17 protein-coding genes are annotated in these 22,541 nt (G+C 61.0%); 6 read left to right on the top strand and 11 right to left on the bottom strand.

The genetic code is table 11. From position 1 onward, the window contains the following. The 3 genes from HW452_RS00620 to HW452_RS00610 all read left to right on the top strand — a co-directional run bounded on the left by HW452_RS00620 (position 1) and on the right by HW452_RS00610 (position 6,417). Positions 1-1,782 (top strand): sodium:solute symporter family protein, encoded by a 1,782-nt coding sequence (locus HW452_RS00620; RefSeq protein ID WP_224104169.1) that lies wholly within the window; start codon positions 1-3, stop codon positions 1,780-1,782. A 90-nt stretch (positions 1,783-1,872) separates the two neighbouring features. Further along, the gene (locus HW452_RS00615; RefSeq protein ID WP_224104168.1) at positions 1,873-2,394 is read left to right on the top strand and encodes a hypothetical protein; all 522 of its coding nucleotides are present in this window, start codon (positions 1,873-1,875) and stop codon (positions 2,392-2,394) included. A gap of 87 nt (positions 2,395-2,481) precedes the next feature. Continuing rightward, positions 2,482-6,417, top strand: coding sequence for a hybrid sensor histidine kinase/response regulator (locus tag HW452_RS00610; protein ID WP_224104167.1), 3,936 nt, complete (start codon positions 2,482-2,484; stop codon positions 6,415-6,417). Positions 6,418-6,493: 76 nt separating this feature from the next. Here HW452_RS00610 and HW452_RS00605 read toward each other — a convergent pair whose 3' ends face one another. The 3 genes from HW452_RS00605 to HW452_RS00595 form a co-directional block, all read right to left on the bottom strand. Further along, positions 6,494-7,156 (bottom strand): LuxR C-terminal-related transcriptional regulator, encoded by a 663-nt coding sequence (locus HW452_RS00605; RefSeq protein ID WP_016916171.1) that lies wholly within the window; start codon positions 7,154-7,156, stop codon positions 6,494-6,496. A 269-nt stretch (positions 7,157-7,425) separates the two neighbouring features. Beyond that, the gene (acs, locus tag HW452_RS00600) at positions 7,426-9,375 is read right to left on the bottom strand and encodes an acetate--CoA ligase (RefSeq protein WP_224104166.1); all 1,950 of its coding nucleotides are present in this window, start codon (positions 9,373-9,375) and stop codon (positions 7,426-7,428) included. Positions 9,376-9,540: 165 nt separating this feature from the next. After that, the gene (locus HW452_RS00595) at positions 9,541-10,089 is read right to left on the bottom strand and encodes a SprT-like domain-containing protein (protein WP_224104165.1); all 549 of its coding nucleotides are present in this window, start codon (positions 10,087-10,089) and stop codon (positions 9,541-9,543) included. Between the two features lie 87 nt (positions 10,090-10,176). Between HW452_RS00595 and HW452_RS00590 the strand changes: the two genes are divergently transcribed. Continuing rightward, a complete protein-coding gene (locus tag HW452_RS00590; protein ID WP_224104164.1) occupies positions 10,177-10,842 on the top strand; it encodes a YecA family protein in 666 nt (221 codons plus the stop codon). A 14-nt stretch (positions 10,843-10,856) separates the two neighbouring features. On the opposite strand, the gene HW452_RS00585 is transcribed toward HW452_RS00590, so the two are convergent. From HW452_RS00585 to ampD, 7 genes are all read right to left on the bottom strand, one after another. Beyond that, positions 10,857-11,984 carry a phospholipase D-like domain-containing protein gene (locus tag HW452_RS00585; protein WP_224104163.1) on the bottom strand — a complete coding sequence of 376 codons (1,128 nt, stop codon included), beginning with the start codon at positions 11,982-11,984 and terminating at the stop codon, positions 10,857-10,859. Between the two features lie 30 nt (positions 11,985-12,014). Beyond that, positions 12,015-12,746, bottom strand: coding sequence for a class I SAM-dependent methyltransferase (locus tag HW452_RS00580; protein ID WP_224104162.1), 732 nt, complete (start codon positions 12,744-12,746; stop codon positions 12,015-12,017). Next, positions 12,743-13,441: a tRNA (adenosine(37)-N6)-threonylcarbamoyltransferase complex dimerization subunit type 1 TsaB gene (gene tsaB, locus HW452_RS00575; protein ID WP_224104161.1), complete on the bottom strand. Its 699-nt coding sequence runs from the start codon at positions 13,439-13,441 to the stop codon at positions 12,743-12,745. The genes HW452_RS00580 and tsaB overlap by 4 nt, the downstream gene beginning before the upstream one ends. A gap of 103 nt (positions 13,442-13,544) precedes the next feature. Next, positions 13,545-14,198 (bottom strand): adenylate kinase, encoded by a 654-nt coding sequence (adk, locus tag HW452_RS00570; protein WP_224104160.1) that lies wholly within the window; start codon positions 14,196-14,198, stop codon positions 13,545-13,547. Between the two features lie 251 nt (positions 14,199-14,449). Continuing rightward, entirely contained in the window at positions 14,450-16,501 is a 2,052-nt protein-coding gene (gene aceF, locus HW452_RS00565) for a pyruvate dehydrogenase complex dihydrolipoyllysine-residue acetyltransferase (RefSeq protein ID WP_224104159.1), read from the bottom strand. Between the two features lie 60 nt (positions 16,502-16,561). Beyond that, entirely contained in the window at positions 16,562-19,234 is a 2,673-nt protein-coding gene (gene aceE / locus HW452_RS00560) for a pyruvate dehydrogenase (acetyl-transferring), homodimeric type (protein ID WP_224104158.1), read from the bottom strand. 382 nt (positions 19,235-19,616) lie between these two features. Then, positions 19,617-20,204 (bottom strand): 1,6-anhydro-N-acetylmuramyl-L-alanine amidase AmpD, encoded by a 588-nt coding sequence (gene ampD, locus HW452_RS00555; protein ID WP_224104157.1) that lies wholly within the window; start codon positions 20,202-20,204, stop codon positions 19,617-19,619. A 103-nt stretch (positions 20,205-20,307) separates the two neighbouring features. On the opposite strand from ampD, the gene nadC reads away from it, so the two are divergent. After that, the gene (gene nadC, locus HW452_RS00550) at positions 20,308-21,168 is read left to right on the top strand and encodes a carboxylating nicotinate-nucleotide diphosphorylase (protein ID WP_224104156.1); all 861 of its coding nucleotides are present in this window, start codon (positions 20,308-20,310) and stop codon (positions 21,166-21,168) included. Positions 21,169-21,174: 6 nt separating this feature from the next. Here the strand turns inward: nadC and HW452_RS00545 are convergent, their stop codons facing one another. Continuing rightward, positions 21,175-21,705: a GNAT family N-acetyltransferase gene (locus HW452_RS00545; RefSeq protein WP_224104155.1), complete on the bottom strand. Its 531-nt coding sequence runs from the start codon at positions 21,703-21,705 to the stop codon at positions 21,175-21,177. Between the two features lie 103 nt (positions 21,706-21,808). Between HW452_RS00545 and tsaA the strand changes: the two genes are divergently transcribed. Further along, complete coding sequence (gene tsaA / locus HW452_RS00540) at positions 21,809-22,540, top strand: tRNA (N6-threonylcarbamoyladenosine(37)-N6)-methyltransferase TrmO (RefSeq protein WP_224104154.1); 732 nt, start codon at positions 21,809-21,811, stop codon at positions 22,538-22,540. Position 22,541 lies beyond the last annotated feature (1 nt).

The following is a 22,541-nucleotide window of genomic DNA, read 5'->3' as shown; positions in this document are numbered from 1 at the left end:
ATGAGCCAGTTTGCAATCAATCTTCTGTTCGTCGGCGCCTCCTTTGCCTTGTATATCGGCATTGCGGTCTGGGCGCGGGCAGGGTCCACCAAGGACTTCTACGTGGCGGGTGGCGGCGTTCATCCGATTACCAACGGCATGGCCACGGCCGCAGACTGGATGTCGGCGGCCTCGTTCATTTCCATGGCGGGCCTGCTGGCCTCCGGCGGCTATGCCAACTCCACCTTCCTGATGGGCTGGACCGGCGGTTTCGTTATTCTGGCGATGCTGCTGGCGCCTTACCTGCGTAAATTCGGCAAGTTCACCGTACCGGACTTCATTGGCGACCGCTTTTACAGCAATACTGCCCGCTTCGTTGCCATCGTGTGTCTGATCATTGCATCCGTCACTTACGTCATCGGCCAGATGACCGGCGCCGGCGTTGCCTTCTCGCGCTTTCTGGAGGTCAGCAATACCTGGGGTATCTGGCTTGCCGCGCTGATCGTCTTCCTGTATGCGGTGTTCGGCGGCATGAAGGGGATCACTTATACGCAGGTGGCCCAGTACATCGTACTGATCGTGGCCTACACGATCCCTGCCGTCTTCATCGCCTTTCAGCTCACCGGCAACCCGATCCCCATGTTCGGCATGTTCAGTACGCATACCGAATCCGGCGTTCCCTTGCTGCAGAAACTCGATGATGTAGTCAGCGCACTGGGCTTTCAGGACTATACCGCTGACGTCGACAACAAGCTCAACATGGTGCTGTTCACGCTCTCCTTGATGGTGGGTACCGCTGGTCTTCCTCACGTCATCATCCGCTTTTTCACCGTGCCCAAGGTATCCGACGCTCGCTGGTCAGCGGGCTGGGCACTGGTGTTCATCGCCCTGCTCTACCTGACCGCACCGGCGGTAGGCTCCATGGCACGCCTTAACCTGATGACCACGGTCTATCCGGAAATGGCCGGGCAAGTGGAAAACTACGAAGAGGCAACTCAGAATCCCATCCTGTACGAAGATCGTCCTGACTGGTTCCGCACCTGGGAAGATACCGGCCTGATCACCTTCAACGACCTGAACAACGACGGCCGTATCCAGTTCTACAACGAGACGGCTGACTACACGGATCGCGGCTGGGAAGGCAACGAGCTGACGGTCAACAACGACATCCTGGTACTGGCGAACCCGGAAATCGCCAATCTGCCGGCCTGGGTCATCGGCCTGATTGCCGCTGGCGGTATCGCCGCTGCCCTTTCAACCGCGGCGGGCCTGCTGCTTGCCATCTCCTCGGCGGTCAGCCACGACTTGATCAAGACCATGATCAATCCCAAGATTTCCGAGAAAGGCGAAATGCTGGCGGCGCGTATCTCCATGGCGGGCGCTATTCTGCTGGCCACGTACCTGGGCTTGAACCCGCCCGGGTTTGCCGCTCAGACCGTTGCACTTGCCTTCGGTATCGCCGGTGCCTCGCTGTTCCCGGCGCTCATGATGGGTATCTTCTCGACCCGCATGAACAACATGGGGGCGATTGCCGGTATGCTGTCGGGCCTGATCTGCACGCTGCTTTACATCTTCACCTACCTGGGCTGGTTCTTCATTCCCGGCACCAACACGCTGGCCAACACGCCGGATAACTGGATCCTGGGAATTTCGCCGCTCTCCTTCGGTGCCGTGGGTGCGATGATCAACTTTATCGTGGCCTTCGCGGTCTCCAGCGTCACGGCCAAGCCGCCGCAGGAAATTCGCGATCTGGTGGAAAGCGTTCGCTATCCAAAAGGTGCTGGTGCAGCCATCGACCACTAAGCCATAATCATTCCTGGCGTTTGGCGTCGGGATCAAAAGTGACCATCGGGCCTCCTCTGGGAGGCCCGATGACTTTCAGAAGGAAAAATTATGATATGGCACCTGATTGCCGCCGTGTTTGCCGGGCTTGCCGGCGCCGGGATCGGCCTGCTGCTGCGTACGCTCAGCGGCAAACGACTGCCCAAGTGGATCGTCCCGGTATTGGGCGGGCTGGGCATGCTGGGCTACCAGATCCAGGTAGAGTATTCATGGTTCGAGCACAAGAAGGCACAGTTGCCCGAGACGGCCATTGTGATATCCAGCGATACGTCGACCGCGTTATGGCGCCCCTGGACCTTCGCGTTTCCCATGACCACCAGGTTCAGCGTGGTGGACAGTGACAATATCGTGGCGCGTGAAATCGATGGCACGCCGGTCGTGGAATTTCTTCTGTACCAGTTCGAGCGCCACCATACCGATATCCTCATCGTGCAGCCTTACGTCCTGAACTGCGCAAGCCGCGAGCTGGTGCCGCTTGACAGCATCGGTGGTGAGGCGGAAATCGGGGAGCTGCGCCGCCTGCGCGACACCTCGCCCCTGCTGACCACGGTATGCGGACTCTCCACCGCTTGAGCGAGACGCGTATGCCGCTCTTCGCCTAGAATGGGGGCCTGCACGCGCCTTGGCGGGCGCCAATAATCGTTGGCTGGGGAAATAGGCATGTTTCACGGTGGGCTGCTGGTCGCGGTATCTCTACTCTATATCGCCGTACTGTTCGGCATTGCCTGGTACGGCGACCGCCGCGCACGCACCCATGGGGCCAGCCGCCGCCGCCCCATCATCTATAGCCTCGCGCTGGCCATCTACTGCACTTCGTGGACCTTTTACGGCGCGGTAGGCCAGGCCGCCACCGCCGGGTGGTCGTTTGCCAGCATTTTCGTCGGCCCGATTCTGACGTTTCTGCTGTTCTGGCCGGTGCTGGCCAAGATGATTCGTGTGGCCAAGCACCAGAACGTGACGTCGATTGCCGACTTCATCGCCTCGCGCTACGGCAAGACCCAGTCGCTTGCCGCCTTTGCAAGCCTGGTGGCGCTGATCGGCACGCTGCCTTATATCGCCCTGCAGCTCAAGGCCGTTTCGACCACCTTCAGCGTCCTGACCGATACCGATACGTCCGGGGCGCCGCTGTTTGGCGACACCGCTTTTTACGTGGCAATCGTCATGGTGGTGTTTGCGATTCTGTTCGGCACCCGACACACCGACGCCACCGAACACCACGAAGGCCTGATACATGCCGTGGCGTTCGAGTCCATCGTCAAGCTGCTGGCGTTTCTGGTACTCGGTGCGTTCGTGACCTGGGGCATGTTCGATGGCCTGGGGGAGCTGATGGGCCATGCCGAAAGCCAGCTTGAACTTCAGCGCCAGCTCGCCAATCAGGATTTTGGCCAGAGTTTCTGGGCCCAGACACTGCTCGCCATGCTGGCGATTCTGTGCCTGCCCCGCCAGTTTCATGTGGCCGTGGTGGAGAACATCCACCCGGATGATGCCACCAAGGCGCGCTGGCTGTTCCCGCTCTACCTGCTGGCCATTGCCTTTTTCGTGGTGCCTCTGGCTGCCGCCGGACTGATGCTCTTTTCCGAAAGTGGCGTGGAGCCGGACACCTACGTGCTGGCGCTGTCCATGCACTCCGGCCAGCAGTGGCTGACGCTTCTGACCTTCATTGGCGGCTTTTCCGCCGCTACCGGCATGGTGATTGTCGCGGCCGTGGCGGTCTCGATCATGATCTCCAACGAAATCGTGATTCCGGCACTGTTCCGGCTGCGCTGGTTCGATACCAAGGCGCGCGACTACGGCCGCCTGGTACTGCGCGCACGGCGTATCACCATCGCCGTGGTGCTGGCCATGGCCTATGGCTTCTACCGGATGATTGCCGAATTCACGTCGCTGGCCTCTATCGGCATGCTCTCCTTTGCCGCGGCGGCACAGTTCGCGCCCGCGCTGATCGGCGGTCTTTACTGGAAACGCGGCAACCGGCTGGGCGTGATCGTGGGCATGAATGCGGGCTTTGCCATCTGGGCCTACAGCCTGCTGATGCCAGCAATGATCAACGCCGGCGTCCTGCCTGCCGCGTGGCTTGCCGGCGGGCCGCTGGGCGTGACCTGGCTCTCGCCTACGGAGCTGTTTGGCCTGCATCTGGGCGATAGCTTCACCAACGGAGTGATGCTCTCGCTCGGGGTCAACCTGTTCTGCTATATCTTCATTTCCCAGGTAACCTCCCAGCGCGTGGTGGAGCGTATTCAGGCCTCGCTGTTCGTGGACAGCGTGGAAACCCGCCAGACCTCGGTCAACCGCCCCTGGACAGGCGCCACCACGGTGGGCGATCTCAAGGTATTGTGCGAACGCTTTCTGGGGGCCGGTCAGGTCGACCGGGCCTTCGAGGATTACGCCCGCCGCATCGGCAAGCCGCTGGATAACGGCACGCGGGCGTCGATCGACGTCATCCAGTTTACCGAGCGCTTTCTGGCGTCGGTACTGGGCGCCTCATCGGCGCGCATCGTGGTGAACTCGGCGCTTCAGGGCCGCGGAATCGGTATTTCCGACGTCATCTCGATTGTCGATGAAGCTTCTCAGGTGCTGGAGTTCAACCGGGCGCTGCTGCAGGCTACCATCGAGAACATCAACCAGGGCATCAGCGTGGTGGATCAGAACCTGCGCCTGGTGGTCTGGAACCAGCGCTATCTTGAGCTGTTCCGCTTTCCCGACCACCTGATCCGGGTGGGTGCGCCGATCGACCGCATCTTCCGCTACAACGCGCACAACGGCGAGTACGGTCCCGGCGATCCGGAAGAGCACGTTCAGTTGCTGCTGGACAACATTCGTGATGGCCACCCTCACCGCTACGTGCGCTATCGCCAGGATGGCAGCGTGCTGGAAGTTCAGGGCAACCCCATGCCCGGCGGTGGCTTTGTGTATACCTATCAGGATATTACCCAGCAAAAGCGCATCGAGGAGGCGCTGATTCGTTCGGAAAACAATATCCGCATCTACACCGACAACGTGCCCGCACTGATCGCCTATTTCGATAAGGAGTGCCGTTACCTGTTCACCAACCGGGCCTACGAGCAGGCGTTTGGTATCGACCGCAACGCGGTCATTGGCCGCCGCTATGAGGACGTGCTGTCGCTCAAGCAGACCGAGGAGCGCGCGCCCTGGGTCGAGCGCTCGCTTGCCGGCGAGCGGGTCAGCTTCGAGGTGGCCATGCGCGTCAACGACGTCATGCGTTACATGCTGGTGACCTACACCCCCCACTTTGGCGATAGTCAGTCGATTCTGGGCTTCTTTGCGCTTTATCAGGATATTACCGAGCGGCGCCGGGCAGAGATCGCCCTGAAAGAGACCAACGAAACTCTCGAAGAGCGCGTGCGCGAGCGTACCCAGGCGCTTTCTGAAGCCAACGCCGCACTGCGCCAGGAGAACCGCGTGCGCGCCGAGGCCGAACAGGCGCTGCGCCAGGCCAAGCAGCTGGCCGAAGATGCCAATGCCTCCAAGACCCGCTTTCTGGCCGCAGCAAGTCATGACCTGCTGCAGCCACTCAACGCTGCCAGACTCTTCACCTCGGCGCTGATGCACAACATTACCGCCCCGGACACCCAGCGCACCATCGGCCATATCGACAACTCGCTACAGGCCGCCGAAGAGCTGCTGGGCACGCTTCTGGATATCTCCAAGCTGGATGCCGGTGCGCTTACGCCCCGGCGCAGCCACTTTGCGCTGGCAGATATCTTCCGCCCGCTGCGCGCCGAGTTCGAGGCCATGGCCGACAATCGCGGCCTGGACTTCATGGTAGTGCCGACCCGGCAGTGGGTCGACTCCGACCCGCAGATGCTGCGCCGGATCGTGCAGAACTTTTTGTCCAACGCCATTCGCTACACCCAGCACGGCCGGGTGCTGCTGGGCTGTCGCCGCCAGGGCCAGCGGCTGGTGATTGAAGTATGGGACAGCGGCCCCGGCATCCCGCAGTCCAAGCTGACGGAAATCTTTCAGGAGTTCCGCCGCCTGGATCAGGTTTCAAGGCACAAGGAGAGCGAAAAGGGCCTGGGCCTTGGGCTCTCGATTGCCGACCGCATGAGCCGGGTGCTCGATCATCCTATCAAGGTGCGCTCCTGGGAGGGCGTGGGCACGGTGTTCTCGGTCAGCGTGCCGATCGTCGCGCCCAGGGAAATCAGCACTACCGAAGAGCCGGCCAGCAAGCGCAACGGCAACAAGCTCGCCGGAGCGCGTATCGTGTGCATCGATAACGAGACGCTGATTCTCGAAGGCATGACCGCCATGCTCAGCGGCTGGGGCTGCGAGGTGTTCACCGCCACCAGTATCGGCGGAGCCAAGTCGATTCTGCGCAACATGGACGGCGACCCGGATGCGATTCTGGCCGACTATCACCTGGACAACGAAGTCACCGGCCTGATGGCGCTGGAAGCGCTCAGCGAACGCGTGATCGGCGCGGTGCCGGGCATCGTGATTACCGCCGACCGTACCGAGGAAGTGGCCGAGCTGGTCAAGCGTACGGGCTACCAGCTGCTGCTCAAGCCGGTCAAACCCGCCGCGCTGCGGGCGCTATTGACCCGCACGCTGCAGGCCAGCCGAGCCAAGAGCTGAATGCAGCGCACCAAGACAAGAGAAAACCTCGCTTATGGCAACCATAAGCGAGGCTCTCTGAGATGGTGCTGGGTGATCAGGATTCGACTTTGGGCGGCTCGACTTCCAGTTTCTGGGCTGCAATGACCGCCTGGGTGCGCGAATGAACACCAAGCTTGCGCAGGATGGCCGTCACGTGTGCCTTGATGGTGGCCTCCGAGACGTTGAGCTCGTAGGCGATCTGCTTGTTCAAGAGCCCTTCGGTGAGCATGTTGAGCACGCGAAACTGCTGGGGCGTCAACGAGGCAATCGCCTCGGCAAAGCGCGACTCTTCCTCGCTGGTCTCTTCGAGCACGTTGGCCAGCGCTTCGGGCAGCCAGACTTCGCCCTGAAGAATTTCGCCCACCGCTTCGGCAATCAGCTGCAACGAGGAGGATTTGGGGATGAAGCCCGAGGCGCCGTAATCGATGGCCCGGCGAACAACGTAGGGCTCGTCGCTACCTGATACCACGGCCACCGGAATGTCCGGCATCTGGCCGCGCAGTTGAATCAGCCCGGAGAAGCCGTGTGCGCCCGGCATGTGCAAATCCAGCAAGATCAGATCGGCATCGGGATGACGATTGACCACCTCCGTTGTGGCCTCCATGGTGTCAGCTTCGACTATCTCGGCCTGCGGGGCCAGCTGACGTAACGCCTGGGTGAGCGCTGCGCGAAACAGCGGATGGTCGTCTGCGACGATAAACTTATGGGCTACTGCCATGGATACTCCTCCGGTTCCTCGTGCAGCGGTATTACCGGCCGCCGCGACGCTAGGCTCATACGGTCACATGGTACCCCATGGGCTGATTCAAGCCCAACTCTCCCATGCACATTGGTTATCGTTATGTCACCCGTTCAAACGCAACAGTGCCGGCCCCGTGGCCGGCACTACAGCGCGCAAGCGCAGTATGCTGCTATCTACGCCCTGACTGGTTGGCGCTTATCACATCAGATGGCTTAGCCAGGCTAAGCTCACTGAGTGTCAAGCTACTACTGATTGGCGCGATGCTCAATCAAATCGTCAACCACCGAGGGGTCTGCCAGTGTACTCGTATCTCCCAGGCCGTCACACTCATTGGCGGCAATCTTGCGCAGAATACGCCGCATGATCTTGCCCGAGCGGGTTTTCGGCAGCCCCGGCGCCCACTGGATGACATCCGGCGAGGCGATCGGGCCGATATCCTTGCGCACCCACAGCGAAAGCTCTTTCTTGAGTTCATCAGTCGGGTCGACACCGTCGTTCAGGGTGACGTAGATATAGATACCCTGCCCCTTGATATCGTGAGGGAAGCCCACCACTGCCGCTTCGGCGACCGCAGAGTGCGCGACCAGCGACGACTCGATCTCGGCGGTGCCCATGCGGTGGCCGGAGACGTTGAGCACATCGTCCACCCGGCCGGTGATCCAGTAGTAGCCATCCTCGTCGCGGCGGCAGCCGTCACCGGTAAAGTACATGCCGTCGTAGGTGGAGAAGTAGGTCTGCACGAAACGCTCGTGGTCACCCCAGATCGAGCGCGCCTGACCAGGCCAGGAGTCGAGAATCACCAGATTGCCTTCTGCTGCACCCTCGATCTCGTGGCCTTCGTTATCCACCAGCGCGGGCTGCACGCCGAAGAACGGCCGCGTGGCTGAGCCCGGCTTGAGGTCAGTGGCACCCGGCAGCGGGGCAATCATGATGCCGCCGGTTTCGGTCTGCCACCAGGTATCCACGATCGGACATTTCTCGTTGCCGATCACGCGATAGAACCACTCCCAGGCTTCCGGGTTGATGGGTTCACCCACCGAGCCGAGCAGGCGCAGGCTATCGCGCGAGCTTGTGTCCATCACGCTGTCGCCGTGGGCCATCAGCGCGCGCACGGCGGTTGGAGCGGTGTAAAGGATATTGACCTTGTGCTTGTCTACGATTTCACCCAGACGGCCATGGGTCGGGTAGCTCGGCACGCCTTCGAACATCAGGGTGGTCGCACCATTGGCAAGCGGCCCGTAGACGATGTAGCTGTGTCCGGTTACCCAGCCGACATCGGCACTGCACCAGTAGATTTCGCCCTCCTGGTAATCGAACACGTACTGGTGTGTCATGGCGGCGTAGGTGAGGTAGCCGCCGGTGGTGTGCTTGAGCCCCTTTGGCGCGCCGGTCGAGCCCGAGGTGTAGAGAATGAACAGCGGGTCTTCCGCGCCCATCGGCTCGGGGTCGCATACGCCCTGCTGGCGATCGACCAGCTCATCGAACCAGAGGTCGCGGCCCTCGACCCAGTCGATATCACCGCCGGTACGCTTCACCACCAGCACGTTCTTGCAGACATCGGTGCCATCGCGGGTCAATGCGGAATCGACGTTCTCCTTGAGCGGCACCTGCTTGCCGCCACGCACCGACTCATCGGCGGTAATGACCAGCTTGGAGTCGGCGCCGATGATGCGCTGGGCCACCGCGTCCGGCGAGAACCCCCCAAACACTACCGAGTGCACGGCGCCGATCCGCGCACAGGCGAGCATGGCCATGGCGGCCTCGGGAATCATCGGCATGTACAGCGTCACGGTATCGCCTTTCTCGATACCCAGCGATTTCAGGGCGTTGGCCAACTGACAGGTGCGCGCATGCAGTTCGCGATAGGTAATATGCTTGGAATCGTCCGGGTTGTCGCCTTCCCAGATGATGGCGGTCTGATCGGCGCGCTTTTCCAGATGGCGATCCAGGCAGTTGGCGCTGACATTGAGTACGCCATCCTCGAACCAGCGGATATCCACATTGTCGCGTTTGAAAGAGGTGTTCTTGATCTTGGTCGGCGCTTTGATCCAGTCCAGGCGCTTGGACTGCTCTGCCCAGAAACCTTCAGGGTCATCCTTGGACTGCTGGTACATGGCCGTGTACTTGTCTTTATCGGCCCAGGCATTGGCGGCGATGGCATCGCGCACCGGGTAGACGTTTTGATGTTCGCTCATGGTTGCCTCTGTCCGTGGAAATGCACTGTTATAAAAATATAGTCGGTATGCCTAGGGGCTGCGCCGACACCACTAATCGTCCCCTAGCATAAACCTCCCCAAGGCACCTTCCCCTTAGACATTGGTATTAGCGATTTTTAATTAAAAAACAGCAACCTATGACGATTATCCTGTCCCATCCGGCGTATGGACCAGGCTTTTTCGGCAATGGCGGCAACGATAGCGGCGCCCTTTGCTCACCAGGGCGTGACGTCGAGGCGTCAGCGCATGGGTGCGACAACCACAGCGGTAGAGGTAAGGCGCCGGCTGGGCTTTGTGTACATCGAAGCAGTGTGTCACCCGAGCCGGAAGGCCAAATAAATCGCGCATCACGGTCTGCCATTCGCGCCCGTGGGGCTTGAAGCGACGCGCATTGTCCAGGTGAAAGACCAGCCAGTGAGCCATCTCGTGGGGGATGACGTCATCGAAGAAAGCGGCGCGATTATCGTCCAGCAAGATAGGGTTGAAGCGCAGACCGCCACGGCCCATGTGGGCCTGCCCGGCACTGGCGCCTTTCAGATCGAACCAAACGCCAGGGCGTGGCAGCGTGGGATAGACCTCCAGACAGCGCTGCCACGCTTCATCCACGCGCTCCAGGGCCGCCTTGTGCAGCGCCTCGCTGGAAAGGGCGGCCAGTTCCTCTTGCGGCCAGGGCGGCAGTGGCGATACGCCCATGGGTGATCTCCCTATTAGTGATAAACTAGTCGTCCATCGACGTCTGACACTTGCTATTCATCAATCGATCACCCCATGAGGTTTGCCATGGCAGAGCGCCCCCACGACGCAGCGCCCGACACCGTCCCCCCGCAGCCGCTGCTGGCCGACGAACAGCTTGACCGGCTGGATGACTTCCTCGACTCGGAGCAGGTAGACGAGGACGCGCTGGATCTGATCTCGGCCCATGGCTTTCTGGTCGCGCTTGCCGTTGCCCCGAGCGAAGTGCCTGCAACCCAGTGGCTGGCCGAGCTGTTCCAGGGCGAGCCGCGCTACGCAGACGATGCAGAGCGCGATGAGATCATCATGCTGCTGACGCAACTGCGCGATAATGCGGTAGCGGTTCTGGAGCAGGGCGGCCTGCCGGAGCTGCCCTTCGAGCTGACCCTGGATGGGCTGCCCGCCGAAGAGACCTCGATCGGCGACTGGTGCGCGGGTTTCATGGAAGGCGTCTTCAGCGACGAGAGCGCCTGGTTCCAGGATGACGAAGAAGCCGCTGCCACGCTGCTGCTGCCTTTCATGCTGCTTTCGGGACTGTTTGACGACGAACCCGACATGGCTGACATGGCCAGCGATACCGCCCGCCAGGAAGCGCTGGTAGCGCAGTTGCCCGAGCTGGTGCTTGACCTGTACCTGCACTACCGCGTGCCACCGGAAACACCGAAACCCAAACCGCGCAAGAAGACCCCGGCCAAAGGCGGCAAGCGCCGCTGAATCGCCTCGCGGCGCTATTTGAGCCGGGTGACGATGGAGTCCAGCGTGCCGAATATCCACTCGAAGGCACGCTGCGACCAGGCGCGTGCCGCCCACTCCTCGGCCAGCACCTCCTTGCTGGCTGCAAAGTTGCGCTCAAACAGCGCCTGCACGTCGCTTGCCAGGGTCGGGTCGATCGCTTCCTGATTGGCTTCGAGGTTCCAGTGCAGGTTCCAGTGATCGAAATTGCACGAGCCGATACTCACCCAGTCGTCCGCCAGCACGAACTTGGCATGAATGAACGTCGGCTGAAATTCGTAGATGCGCACGCCTGCCTTGAGCATCGCCTGGTAAAAACGCTGCCCGGCGTAGCGCACGCCGGGATGGTCGTGCTTGGCGCCCGGCAGCAGCAGGCGTACGTCCACTCCGCGCTTTGCCGCGCGTACCAGACGCCGGCGCAGGGTGAAGGTAGGCACGAAGTAAGGCGTACACAGCCACAGGCGCTCCTGCACACCCCCTACCTGCTGATACAGCGAGCGCCGAATGGCCTGGTAGCGGTACCCACGGCCCTGCATGGCCCGTCCATCATGGCCGTCCTCGAGCGCCTTGGCCTTGCGCTGCTTGGGCAGCGGTTCGGGTGGGCGCTTGTCATCGGCGCGGGTCAGGCGCGAGCGCCACAGCCGACGAAACAGCATTTCCCAGTCGGCCACGACCGGCCCTTCGATACGCACGGCAATCTCATACCAGGCCTTTAGAAACTCATCGACCGCCCCGAAACCACCGGTAAAGGCGACGCTGCCGTCGACCACCATGATCTTGCGGTGGTCACGGCTCAAGTTTCGCGCCAGCGAGTGAAGCCCAAGAGGATTGAAAAAGCGCAGCGCCACGCCGGCCTTCTTCAGCCGCTCCCGGTCAGCCCTTGCAAGTCCGCGGGCGCCGTAGCCATCGAGCAGCAGGTAGACACTGATACCTCGACCGGCTACGCTTGAAAGCACCTCGATCAACTGGTCGGCAAACTCGCCCGACTCCATCAGATAAAGTTCGACCAGCACGTAGTGGCGAGCACCCTCGATGGCCTCGAACATGGCGGGTAGAAAGCGCGACGCTTCGGGCAGCAGGGTAAAGCGATTGCCCTTACGCCATGTCATCGGCTGATACTTCATAAAGACCTGCTCCTTTGACTATCTCTTGCACTATCCCTGGCACTCTACCCTGTCCTGACGATGCAGTGACTTCTTTACATAAAGATCATAGCGGCTGGTCTTGCCTTCCAGCACATGCTGTGGCGCTGGCCCTGCCACGGCAGGCGCCTTGCGCGGCCGTTTGACCACGACTCGGTGAGTGGCAATATCCAGCGCGGCTTCCAGCAGGCGAGACGCGTCATCGTCGCTGCCGGCCAGCTCGCGAAACAGGCGCATCTCCTTTTTGACCAGCGCGGACTTTTCCCGATGGGGAAACATCGGGTCCAGATGAATGACCTCGGGACTGAACCCGGCGTCTTCGATCAACGCACCAAGCATTTTGGTGGCATCCCCCTGGCGCAGCGTCATGCGGGCGATGATCTCGGCAATCTCGCTTTCACGCGCGGCCCGCGCCAGACCGTCTTCCAGAAGTGCGGCAATCGCCTCGACCCGCTCGATCAGCAGGACCCGGGCGCCCAGGCTCGCCAACACGAAGGCGTCCCGGCCAAGCCCCGCCGTGGCATCTACCACGCTTGGCGTCACCCCTCTGGCAAGCCCGCAGGCCTTGGCCACCAGCTGCCCGCGTCCGCCGCCAAACTGGCGCCGATGAGCGGCCTTGCCTTGGGCAAAATCGACGCTCAGCGGCTTGCCATAACGCTTTTCGTCCCCGGCCAGCACCAGTCGCCCATCCTGACGTACCAGCGCCAGTCCTTCGGGCAGTTCAGCGGTTGGCAGTACACTCATGCCGGCTTTTTCCAGGCCACGTCATTACGCAGGTAAACCGGCTGCGCCTGGTGGGCAGGCTTGCCAAGCCCGGCGGCGAAATCATCCGCGCCAAGCCAGGCCATCTCTTCAGCACGAGGCTCCATATCGACCAGGTGCTGGGACATGCGCACCTGCACGGTGGGAGCAAAGCGCTCCCAGAGGGTAAAGCCGGTGCCGACGCCGACCCAGTCGGTTTCGTCCTCCGGCAGATGAAACGCTTCGGGCGCCAGCACGGCTTCGTCGAGCTCGAGGCTCACGCTATCGTGCAGGCAGTGCCAGGTCGCCGCGTAGATCTCGCCCATGCGCGCATCAAGCGCGGTGACCACATAGCGAAAGTGAAAGCGCCGGTGGGCCTGAAGCGCCAGCGCCTTGAGCGTCGACACGCCAAGCAGCGGACGGTCAAGCCCGAAGGCCAGCCCCTGGGCAGTCCCGGCAGCAATACGCAGCCCGGTGAACGACCCGGGCCCCTGACCAAAGGCCACGGCATCGAGGTGCGCCGGGGTAATCCCGGCCTCCGCCAGCAGTTCGTCCACCATGGGCATCAGCCGTCGGGTATGGGCGCGCGGCGTCATCTCGTGGCGTACCAGGCACTCGCTGGCGGCGCCATCCCGGCGCAGCAGCGCCACCGAACAGGCGCTGGAAGAGGCGTCTAGCGCCAGAAGGTGTAACGACATAGCAATTCAGCACTCGTGATAAGTATTCGGCCATTATACCTTTCGCGCTCCCAGACGACGATGGCCCGCATCAGCGGGCCATCGGGAAGCGCTACGGCAGGCGTCAGCTAAGCGCTTCTTTTACCTGACGGGTAATATCGGCCACGCTGCCGACACCCTCTACCCGGTGGTACTGAGGCGCAGCATCCGGGTCGCTTTCCGCCCATTGCTGGTAGTAGTTCACCAGAGGGGCGGTCTGGTCGTGATAGACCGAAAGGCGATTGCGTACGGTCGACTCCTGGTCGTCCTCGCGCTGAATCAGCTGCTCACCGGTCACGTCATCCTTGCCCGGCTCCTTGGGCGGATTGTGGTCGATATGGTAGACCCTGCCGGATGCCGGATGGACACGGCGGCCCGCCAGGCGGTTGACGATTTCCTCATCCGGTACTGCAATTTCCAGTACGTGGTCGATCTTCACGCCACCTTCCTTCATGGCGTCCGCCTGGGGGATGGTGCGTGGAAAACCGTCAAACAAGAAGCCGTTTTCACAATCCGGCTGGCTGATACGCTCCTTGACCAGATCGATGATGATCTCGTCGGATACCAGCCCACCGCTGTTCATGATCTCCTTTACCTTGAGCCCCAGCTCGGTGCCGTCTTTAATCGCCGCGCGCAGCATGTCCCCGGTGGAAATCTGGGGAATCTTGAACTGCTCGCAAATATATTGAGCCTGAGTCCCCTTCCCCGCGCCGGGGGCACCCAACAGGATTAAACGCATGGCACTGCTCCTTGAATGAAAAAAATGCAACACAATGAATTAACCGACAATAACCGCGCCACTCAGGCGGCACAACTCCCCAAAAGCCTGAGATAGCCTTTTTTCTGAAATTTTTTTAAATAAAACAGCCAAATGATGAAAGCCTTGTACTTTGGTCACTCCTGCGGCTGCCCCAAACGCACGCGGCGCCCCCTAGGGGCGCCGCGCGTTGGACCTTACCGCTTCTTGCCATGCATTCGGCAAGTACCGCATTACAGCAGCAAGCGGCGAATATCGGTCAGGACATCAGCCAAAAAGGCCGTGAAGCGTGCCGCATCGGCACCGTTGATGGCTCGGTGATCGTAGGAGAGCGACAGCGGCATCATCAGGCGCGGCTGGAAGGCGCTGCCATCCCAGACTGGCTTCATCTGTGCCTTGGAAACCCCCAGGATGGCCACTTCCGGCGCATTGACGATCGGCGTGAATGCCGTACCACCAATCGAGCCCAGACTCGAAATGGTGAAGCACCCACCGGTCATCTCTTCACGCTTGAGCTTCTTGGTTTGTGCCTTCTTGCCAAGCTCGGCCATCTCCTTGGCGATCTCGATCAAGGATTTCTTGTCGGCATCGCGCAAAACCGGCACCATCAGGCCATCTGGCGTATCCACGGCAATCCCGATGTGAACGTAGTTCTTCCAGACCAGCGTATCGCCGTCGCCCTTGAGACTGACGTTGAACTGCGGGAACTTCCTGAGCGCAAAGGCACAGGCCTTCACCAGAAACGGCAGCGGCGTGAGCTTCGCGCCCTGAGCCTCGGCTTCCGCCTTCATCGACTTGCGGAAGCTCTCGAGCTCGGTGATGTCCGCCTCGTCGAACTGGGTAACGTGAGGCACGTTGAGCCAGCTGCGATGCAGATTGGTCGCGCCCATCTTGAGCAGACGTCCCATCGGCTTCTCTTCCACTTCCCCAAACTGGCTGAAGTCGACCTCGGGAATCGGCGGGATGCCAGCGCCACCTGTCGCCGCAGCGGCGCCACCGGACGCCTGGGCCTTGCCCTGATTGGCAATGACTTGCTTCACATAAGCCTGCACGTCCTCCTTGAGCACGCGCTCCTTGGGGCCGCTCGGCTTCACCAGGCCAAGGTCGACACCCAGCTCACGAGCCAGCATGCGCACGGCCGGGCCGGCATGCACCAGCTTGCCATCCCGCGGCTTGTGGGCCGCCATCTGCGCTTCCGGGCTTGGTGCGCCGCCAGTTGCCGGTTTTTCCTGCTTGGCTGCGGGTTTCTCGGAAGCCTTTTGCGATGCCTCTTTCTTCGGCGCCGGCTTGGAGGCGGCTTTCTTCGCCCCCGCTACTTCGATGTAGCCGATCAGGTCGCCTTCGGAAACCGTATCGCCTTCCTTGACGCTCAGCTCGACGAGCTTGCCTTTATAGGGGCTCGGCACGTCCATGGAGGCCTTGTCGGACTCGAGCGTGATCAGCGGGTCTTCTTCGTTGATCTCATCGCCGACGGCAACGCCAATCTCGATGATCGGCACATCGGTGGAGCCGGAAATATCCGGGACACGGATTTCCTTGCGCTCGGACTCGGCACTCTCCTCTTCGGTGCTGTTGCCTTCTTCATCGGCGGTGTCGGCGGCTGCCTCGAGATCATCGGAGACTTTCGGGTCCTTGGCACCTTGCGGCGCATCGGCGGATTCGCTGGCGTCGTCAGCGTCGCCACCCTCGCCCTCGACTTCCATCTGGCCGATGACGTCACCCTCGGAAACCGTATCGCCCTCTTTTACCGTAAACGCGACGATCTTGCCGGTATAAGGGCTCGGCACGTCCATGGAGGCCTTGTCGGACTCGAGGGTGATCAGCGTGTCTTCAGCGCTGACCTCATCGCCTTCACCAACGGCGACTTCGATGATTTCAACGTTGTCCGAGCCGCCCAGATCCGGCACCTTGATATCCACGGTCTGCTTGCCGCCGCCGGATTTCCGGGCGTTTTTCTGCTCGGCCTCGGGTGTCTCTTTCGCTTTCGGGGCTTCCTTCTGCTCGGGTTCGGACGCCTGCTTGTCGCCCTCTTCCTCGGCATCGCCGCCTTCGGCTTCCAGTTCAACGATATCGTCACCTTCGGAGACGGTATCGCCCTCCTTCACCAGCACTTTGATGACCTTGCCGCCTTTCGGGGCGGGAATGTCCATGCTGGCCTTATCGGACTCCAGCGTGATCAGGGTGTCTTCCGCTGCAATGACGTCGCCTTCCGACACCGCGATCTCGATGATTTCGACACCTTCGCTACCGCCGATGTCGGGCACTTTGATGATTTCGCTACTCAAGGTCGCGCTCCTTTCAAATCGGATCGAGCCGGCGGGTCACTTGACCCGCCGGGCAGCGGTTTAGCTGATCAGCGGGTTGGGTTTGCTGGCGTCAATGCCGTACTTCTTGAGAGCCTCGCCAACGAGCTTGCCCTCGATATCACCACGGCCTGCCAGCGCACGCAGCGCCGCGACGGTGACGAAGTAGCGGTCCACTTCGAAGAAGTGGCGCAGCTTCTCACGCGTGTCTGAACGACCGAAGCCATCGGTACCCAGCACGGTGTAGCTACCCGGTACCCAGGCACGCACCTGATCGGCGTAGAGCTTCATGTAATCCGTCGAGGCGATGACCGGGCCATCGCGGCCTTCCAGACACTTGGTCACGTGAGGCTTGTTGGCCTCGGCGTCCGGATTCAGGAAGGCTTCACGCTCGAGCAGCAGCGCTTCACGGCGCAGCTCGTTGAAGCTGGTCACGCTCCAGATATCGGCGCCAATGCCCCAATCCTTTTCCAGCAGCTCGGCGGCGGCTTCCACTTCGCGCAGAATGGTGCCGGAGCCCATCAGCTGAACGCGACCCTTGTCGCCTTGGGTTTCACGCAGCAGGTACATGCCCTTGACGATGTCGTCGACCGGCACGTTTTCAAGCTCTGGATGCTCGTAGTTCTCGTTCATCACGGTCAGGTAGTAGAAGCAGTTCTCTTTATCAGTGAACATGCGCTTCAGACCATCCTGAACGATGACCGCCACTTCGTGAGCGTAGGTCGGGTCGTAGCTGCGGCAGTTGGGAATGGTGGAGGCCTGGATCAGGCTGTGACCATCCTGGTGCTGCAGGCCTTCGCCATTGAGCGTGGTGCGTCCGGCAGTACCACCGACCATGAAGCCGCGCGCCTGCAGATCGCCTGCGGCCCAGGCCAGATCGCCAATACGCTGGAAGCCGAACATCGAATAGTAGATGTAAAACGGCAGCAAGGTGACATGGTTGTTGCTGTAGGACGTTGCCGCGGCAATCCACGCCGACATCGCGCCTGCTTCCGTAATACCTTCCTCGAGAACCTGACCTTTCTGGTCCTCGCGGTAATACATGATCTGGCCCTTGTCCATCGGCTCGTACTTCTGGCCTTCGGCGGTGTAGATACCCAGCTGACGGAACATGCCTTCCATGCCGAAGGTACGCGCTTCATCAGGAATGATCGGCACCACCTGCTTGCCGAGCTTCTTGTCCTTGACCAGACCGTTCAGCACGCGCACGAAGGACATGGTGGTCGAGACTTCACGCCCCTTCGAGCCACCCATCTGGGAGGCAAACGTCTTGTCTTCGAGCGAGGGAATTTCCAGCGCCTCGAAGTCGCTCTTGCGGCTCGGCAGATAGCCGTTCAACCGCTCGCGCTGAAGGTGCATGTACTTGAGCTCGGGCGAATCGTCTTCCGGCTTGTAGTACGGTACGTCCTTGAGCTGTTCATCGGTGAGCGGAATGCCGAAGCGGTCGCGGAATTTCTTCAGCGCCTCGTACTCCATGCTCTTGACCTGGTGCGCTTCGTTGGCCGCTTCGCCATCGCCGGAGCCCATGCCGTATCCCTTGACGGTATGCGCCAGGATGACCGTGGGTTTACCGTTTTGGGTATTCACCGCTTCGTGATACGCCGCGTACACCTTGAAGGGGTCGTGGCCGCCGCGGTTGAGCTTCCAGATATCCTCGTCGGAGAGCTCCTTGACCATCTCTTCGGTTTCAGGATACTTGCCGAAGAAGTGCTCGCGCGTATAGGCGCCGCCGTTGGCCTTGTAGTTCTGGTACTCGCCGTCGACCGCTTCGTCCATGCGTTTTTGCAGGAAACCTTTCTTGTCCTTCTCGAACAGCGGGTCCCAGTGACGGCCCCAGACGACCTTGATGACGTTCCAGCCAGCACCGCGGAACACGCCTTCGAACTCGTCCATGACGCGGGAGTTGCCGCGTACCGGGCCGTCGAGACGCTGCAGGTTGCAGTTGATGACGAAAATCAGGTTATCCAGGTTTTCACGGCCGGCCAGCGAAATGGCGCCCAGGGATTCCGGCTCGTCGCACTCACCATCGCCCATGAAGCACCAGATCTTGCGATCGTACATGTCCTTCATTTCACGGTGATGCAGATATTTCATCACGTGAGCCTGGTAGATCGCCTGGATGGGACCAAGGCCCATGGAGACGGTCGGGAACTGCCAGTAATCCGGCATCAGCCAGGGGTGCGGGTAGGACGATAGGCCGTCGCCATCCACTTCCTGACGGAACTTGTCCATCTGCTCTTCGGACAGGCGGCCTTCCAGGAAGGAGCGTGCGTAGATACCCGGCGCCACGTGGCCCTGGATGTAGATCAAATCGCCGGCGAAGTCATCCTTGGGCGCACGGAAGAAGTGGTTGAAGCCCACATCGTACAGGGTGGCCGATGACATGAAGCTGGCAATATGGCCGCCAAGCCCGGGGTTTGCCCGGTTATTGCGAATGACCTGGGCGATCGCGTTGTAGCGGATCAGCGAGCGGATACGCCGCTCCATGAACAAATCGCCAGGCATCGGCGCTTCACGGTGAAGCGGAATCGTGTTGCGGTGCGGGGTTGTCACCGAGAAGGGCACCTTCATCCCGTCCCGGCGCAAGCGATCCGCCAGGCGGGTCATCAGGTAACGGGCGCGATCTTCGCCCTCACGATCCAGAACCGATTCCAGGGATTCCAGCCACTCCGTGGTTTCGACCGGATCGAGATCTTCTCTTGTCTCCAGACTCATAGAGGTCTCTCCGAATGACGATAAATGACATGAGCCCCGCCAACCCGTGTGGGCCTGGGGCGGCTGCGGTGATTGGTGGCCACCGCAGATAAGCATTTGCGCGGTAACGCTACCGGTATTTTCGTTCTACATTCAACGAGCTACACGGCTTGTAATGTAGGAAAGCTACACGAATGTCGTAAAAGTTAGCCTTTTGTATATAGGAAGATACCGCAAAGTCGCCTTGCTGCCAATTATAGAACTGCTGAAAAGGCTATCGAAAACAAACTATTGCACCGCAACATAAGCGGTTTCAAAAATCATTTCCAGACTTTTATAAGCTGCCTGGTGTAGTTAAACTACTGTTTTATTCTCTTGCGCGTGAATCACTTATCCTGTGTCTCTAAAGTCCGTTAACGCTCTCGTTGCTTAATGCCTGATAAAAATAGGCCCAATCAAAGGCAGGCCCCGGGTCGGTCTTGCGCAGAGGCGCGATGTGAGCGTGGCCCGTGACTCTTGACTCATCGAGTTCAGGATAGCGCGCCATCAACCATCTCACGAGTTTTACCAGCGCCTGATACTGAGCCTTGGTAAACGGCGTGACATCGTCACCTTCGAGCTCGATACCCAACGAAAAATCGTTGAGCGCCTGGCGTAGACTTGCGCACCGGCTGTCCCACCATCGTGAACGCCCGGCATGCCAGGCGCGCTGATCTGTATCAACAAACTGCACGCACTCACCGTCGCGTCGAATCAAGAAATGTGCCGACACGCGCAGGTGGGCGATTTCGGCGAAGAACGGATGCTCATCCGCCACCAGCTGATTGGTGAACAGCGCCTCGATCGCTGCGCCACTGAACTGCCCAGGCGGCAGGCTGATCGCATGCAGCACCACCACGGAGACTTCGTTGCTCGGGCGCGCGTCGCAGTTGGGCGAGGCACGCTGTCGTGCGTGCGGATACTTCACACCTGTCGTGTCATCACTGCTCATTCACAAGGCCTCCTGTAACCGACATTTGCAGTTTCGCTGCTCTTTGCTCGCTCTCTTACTATAATGCCGGTCACATTTGCCGATGCCCAGAGAACTCACTGCCATGAATGACCAGAATGCGCTTGCCGAAGAGATCCGTCTCTGTGCTGCCCGCCTGCTTGCCGAGGATGTCGGCAGCGGTGATATTACCGCTCAACTGATCCCCGAGCACCAATGGGCGACCGCCAAGGTCATTACCCGCGAGGCCTGCGTACTGTGCGGCACGGCCTGGGTAGAGGAAATCTTTCGCCAGCTCAACGAGCGCGTCACCCTGCGCTGGCAGGCCGCCGACGGCGACCGCCTGGACCCGGAGCAGTGCTTCCTGGAAATCGAGGGACCGGCCCGCAGCCTGCTGACCGGCGAGCGCGCGGCCTTGAACGTGCTGCAGACACTTTCGGCTACCGCGACCGCAACCCGAGCGTATGTCGACCTGATCGAAGGCACCGGCGTGCGCCTGCTGGATACCCGCAAGACGCTTCCGGGCCTGCGCCTGGCGCAGAAGTATGCCGTTACCTGTGGCGGCGGGTACAACCACCGCATGGGGCTGTGGGATGCGTTCTTGATCAAGGAGAACCATATTGCCGCCTGCGGCGGGATTCAGGCCGCGGTTGCCAAGGCGCGGGCGCTGTCTCCCGGCCTGCCGGTCGAAGTGGAAGTCGAAACCTTTGAAGAGCTGGATCAGGCCCTGGCGGCCGGTGCCGACATCATCATGCTGGACAACTTTGCCGTGGAGGATCTGTACGTGGCCGTCGAACTCAACGGCGGCCGGGCAACGCTTGAGGCGTCGGGCAATGTAGAGGCGGCAACGCTGAAAACCATTGCCGATACCGGCGTTGACTGCATCTCCAGTGGCGCTCTCACCAAGGATGTGACGTCGGTCGACCTCTCCATGCGCATCACCCAGACGTTCAACGTCCAGGGCTAGGCGAGGTCAGGTCTCGATGGCGCTCAAGCGTTTTTCCAGTCGATAGCGCTTGAGCGACTCGCCGCTGCGCTCGACCCACTGCTCGCCACGGTTTTCCCAACCGCGGCGCAGCAGGCGATCGAACAGCACGTCGCTTGCCTCGATCTCCACCCGGTCGATGCCCTGCTCCAGCAGCATTCGCTCGGCATGAATCAACAGCGTCGTTCCGATTCCACGCCCGGCAAGCGACGGCCAGACGTACAGGGTCTCGATGCGTCCCTGTTCGATATCCAGCTCCAGAAAGCCTACGCAGCGCCCGTCACACACCGCGACCAGCGTAGTGTAGAGCGCATGACGAACCGCCCAGGCGCTGGCCTCGCGGGGTAGCGCATTGGCCCAGGCACGTCGCTGGCTCAATGTATAGTGGTTCGCTGCTCCCTGCATGACCGCGTGATAGAACACTTCCGCCTGGTCGGCGGCATCACGCGCCAGGGCGGCGCGGTAGGTTACCCGGGCCGGAGAGGCTTCAGGCGCAGAAAGCTCGTCGATCGTTGGCATTCACCACCTCTACGCAGTTATCGAAATGAGGATGACGGGGCACTCGGCGCATGACGCCAGGCTGCTTTATACTGGGGCGCCTATCTCAGCATAAGGCAGTATCATGTACAACGCCCCCGCCAGCGCGCCCTTTACGCTCACGCCGATTGGTCACGTCGAGAGCGACTACCCGGACAAGTTTGGCATCCCGCGCCAACCGGGCCTGGCACCGGCGGCAGAGGCCAGCCTGATACTGGTGCCACCCTATGACGATCCGCTCGCCGTACGCGGCCTTGACGCCTTTAGCCATATCTGGGTGTCGTTCATCTTTCATCAAAGCCCCGCCCGCTGGACGCCCCTGGTGCGCCCACCCCGCCTCGGCGGCAATCAGAAAGTGGGCGTATTCGCCAGCCGCAGCACCCATCGCCCCAACCGGCTGGGGCTCTCGTTGGTGAAACTGGCCGGTATCGACACCCGAGGCGGCGTTCGCCTGAAACTCGAAGGCTGCGACCTGGTAAGCGGCACGCCGGTGGTGGATATCAAGCCCTACCTGCCCTGGGCAGAAGCGCACCCGGAGGCCAGCGCCGGCTTTGCGCCCGAGGCGCCGCCCCTGTTGCAGGTAAGCTTTAGCCAGCAGGCGCTCGACACGCTGAGTGCCCGCACCGACAGCGCCACCCTGCATACCTTGATTACCCAGATACTAGGCCAGGACCCGCGGCCCGCCTATAAGCGAGACGAAGAAAGCGAGCGGGTATATGGGGTGCGCCTGCGCAATGTGGATGTGAAATTCTGCGCCGTGCAAAACGACGAAGCCACCACGTTGAACGTGGTGGCTATCGAGTCGGTCACAGCGTAGT

It is taken from the genome of Vreelandella aquamarina, from assembly GCF_020075495.1.
Classification (GTDB): domain Bacteria; phylum Pseudomonadota; class Gammaproteobacteria; order Pseudomonadales; family Halomonadaceae; genus Vreelandella; species Vreelandella aquamarina_A.
The sequence above is the reverse complement of the archived record's forward strand: the minus strand, read 5'-3'. Positions and strand labels throughout refer to the sequence as shown.